Annotated in this window: 2 protein-coding genes and 1 pseudogene; 2 read left to right on the top strand and 1 reads right to left on the bottom strand. The window is 72.7% G+C overall.

Going from position 1 to position 2949, the window contains the following annotated elements; all coding sequences use genetic code 11:
* On the bottom strand, positions 1-864 hold an 864-nt coding region (gene hisD / locus HY68_RS19910), incomplete at its 3' end, for a histidinol dehydrogenase (protein WP_041990756.1).
* 137 nt (positions 865-1001) lie between these two features.
* Between hisD and HY68_RS19905 the strand changes: the two genes are divergently transcribed.
* Together HY68_RS19905 and HY68_RS19900 are read left to right on the top strand one after the other, a co-directional pair.
* The gene (locus tag HY68_RS19905; protein WP_041990753.1) at positions 1002-2603 is read left to right on the top strand and encodes a hypothetical protein; all 1602 of its coding nucleotides are present in this window, start codon (positions 1002-1004) and stop codon (positions 2601-2603) included.
* A gap of 104 nt (positions 2604-2707) precedes the next feature.
* Positions 2708-2949: pseudogene (locus tag HY68_RS19900) on the top strand (hypothetical protein); the annotation flags it as partial.

Raw genomic sequence — 2949 nt, 5'->3', positions numbered from 1 at the left:
CTCCACCGCCGCGGCGAGGTCGGCCGAGTCGGTGACGAGGACGGCGGCGGCCAGCGGGTCGTGCTCGGCCTGGCTGATCAGGTCGGCTGCGACGTGCACGGGGTCGGCGGTCGAGTCGGCGAGAACGGCGATCTCGGTGGGACCCGCCTCGGCGTCGATGCCGATCCGGCCGGTGAAGTAGCGCTTGGCGGCCGCGACCCAGATGTTGCCGGGGCCGGTGACCATGTTGGCGGGCGGACAGCCGTCGGGACCCGGGACGCCGTACGCGAACATGGCGACGGCGCTCGCGCCGCCCGCCGCGTAGACCTCGTCCACACCGAGGAGCGCGCAGGCGGCGAGGATCGTGGGGTGCGGCAGGCCGCCGAACTCACGCTGCGCCGGGGAGGCGAGCGCGATCGACTCGACGCCGGCCTCCTGCGCGGGGACCACGTTCATGATCACGGACGACGGGTAGACGGACCGGCCGCCCGGTGCGTACAGCCCGACGCGCTCGACGGGCACCCACTTCTCGGTGACCGTGCCGCCGGGGACGACCTGGGTGGTGTGCGCGGAGCGCCGCTGCGCGCGGTGGACCAGCCGGGCGCGCCTGATCGACTCCTCCAGGGCGGCCCGTACGGCGGGATCGAGCTGCGCCAGCGCGGCGTCGATGGCCTCGGCCGGCACCCGGACGCGCTCCAGCGTCACCCCGTCGAACGTCGCCGCGGACTCGATCAGCGCCGCCGTGCCCCGATGGCGTACGTCCTCGCAGAGGGGCCGCACCTTCTCCAGGGCGGCTTCCACGTCGAACTCGGCTCGGGGCAGCAGGTCACGCAGGGCGCCACCCTCGGGGAGGGTGTCGCCGCGCAGATCGATTCGTGAGATCACGTGGTCAATTCTCGCAGACCGGATCAGCGCTCCGGTCGCCCGTATCACTGGCTGATACATGTCCCGGGCGCCGCACGGGACGGCTACTCTCTGGGCCCACTGTTACCGGCGGGAAGCGCGAGGAGGGGGAGGACGGAGTGAGCGATCAGGACGACGGCGAGGCTCCGGACTGGCTCAGCGCCACGGAACTCGGCATGTGGCAGGCGTTCCGCAACGGGAGCACGTACGACCTGTCCGCCTCCGACCCGGTGCTGGACGACCCCTTCTCGGCCCGTCCCTGGGGTATCGAGCGGTCCGTACGGGCCAGGGTCGTGGCGCTGCTGCTGCTCAGCGGCCCGCCCGCGCTGCCGGGGCGGGTCTCGGCGCTGAAGCTGCGCGGGGTGCAGATCACCGGCACGCTCACGCTGGCGGGCGGCATCGTCGCGCCGTTCGTGGAGCTGACCGGCTGCCGCTTCGAGAACGAGGTGGTGCTGCCGGAGGCGCACTTCACGACGGTACGTATCGCGCGCTGCGCCCTGCCCCGGCTGGACGCCGCCCGGCTGCACACCGAGGGGGACCTGCATCTGCCGGGCTGCCGGATCGAGCACGGCATCCGGCTGACGGACGCCCGTATCGGCACGGATCTGCTGATCAGTCAGATCGATGTCCGGCCCGACCGGCGCGGCCGGGCGATCGTCGCCGACGGGATGTCGGTCGGGCAGGATCTGCAGGCCGACCAGATCGAGACATACGGCGAGATCAGCCTGCGCGGTGCGAGCGTCGGGGTGTCGATGAGCATGCGCGGCAGCAAGCTGCGCGCCACGCCCGGCCGGCGGGCGCTGAACGCGCCGCAGCTTTCGGTGGAGCGGTCGTTCCACCTGGCGAGCGTGTGGGTGACCGAGGCGACGGGCAGCGCCGGCGCGACACCGCCGTACGGCATCGGGCACGTCCCCGAGCCGGTGCCCGGCACCGAGCTGCGCCGCTTCGAGTGCCACGGCGGGGTACGGCTCGACGACGGCCGGTTCGGGGACGCCGTCGATCTGGGCCAGGCGCGGTTCTTCCTGGCCGCCGACGAGGAGCTGTCGCTGCGCCGGATCGTCACGCCCGAGCTGCGGTTCACCTGCGAGGCCCCGCAGGACGGCCGGGTCGTGCTGAACGGCGCGAAGATCGTCACGCTGGTCGACATCTCGACGGCCTGGCCGGGTCCCGGCGGGCTCGCGATGGGCGGTTTCCTGTACGAGAACCTCGTCCCGTACGGCCACTTCCCGCTGGTGCGGCGGCTGGACTGGCTGGCCGCCGCCACGCCCGAGTACTCCCCCGAGCCGTACGAGCGCCTCGCGCAGGTGCTGCGGACGGGCGGTGAGGACGCCGACGCCCGTGAGGTGCTGCTGGCCAAGCAGCGCAGACGGCGCGAGACGCTGCCGCTGGCGGCGAAGGTCTGGGGCTATCTGCAGGACTGGACCGTGGCCTACGGCTACCGGCCGGGCCGGGCCGCGCTGTGGATGGCCGTGCTGTGGGCCGCGGGCGCCGTCGCCTTCTCCCGGCACGCGCCCGCGCCGCTCCAGGCGGACTCGCATCCGCAGTGGAACCCGGCGCTGTACGCCCTCGATCTGCTGATCCCGGTGATCAATCTGGGGCAGGACGGCTACTGGCGTCCCGCGGGCGGCTGGCAGTGGGCGTCGGCGGCGCTGATCGTGCTCGGCTGGATACTCGCCACGACTGTCGCGGCAGGCGCCTCCCGCCTCCTACGCCGCGGCTGACCCAGCTTTCTTTGCCCTGCCTTTACTTGCGCCAGGACAACCTTCCGGCTCGCCACCAAAGCTTCACAGCAGCCCTCTGGCGCGTCTACGACCTGCGGCTTTCAATGGTCCGCACCATGTCATTGCTTCGCGCTCTGATCAGCACCGCGCGCATGGTCCGGCACACCCCGCTGCTCGCCACGGGTCTGCCTCCGGACGACGCGGTACTGCTCGATGCCCCCGACGAGCGGCTGGCCCCCGCGCTGGTCTCCGCCGCACTCGGCGAGTACGAGCACGCGGCGAAACTGCTCGCCACCACCCGGGAGTCGGCCGAGTGGGAGAACCGCGACCGCTACGTGACGCGGCT

The organism is Streptomyces sp. AcH 505, assembly GCF_000818175.1.
In the GTDB taxonomy this organism is placed as follows: Bacteria; Actinomycetota; Actinomycetes; order Streptomycetales; family Streptomycetaceae; genus Streptomyces.
Note: the sequence above shows the minus strand (reverse complement) of the source record. Positions and strands in the feature narration are given on the sequence as shown.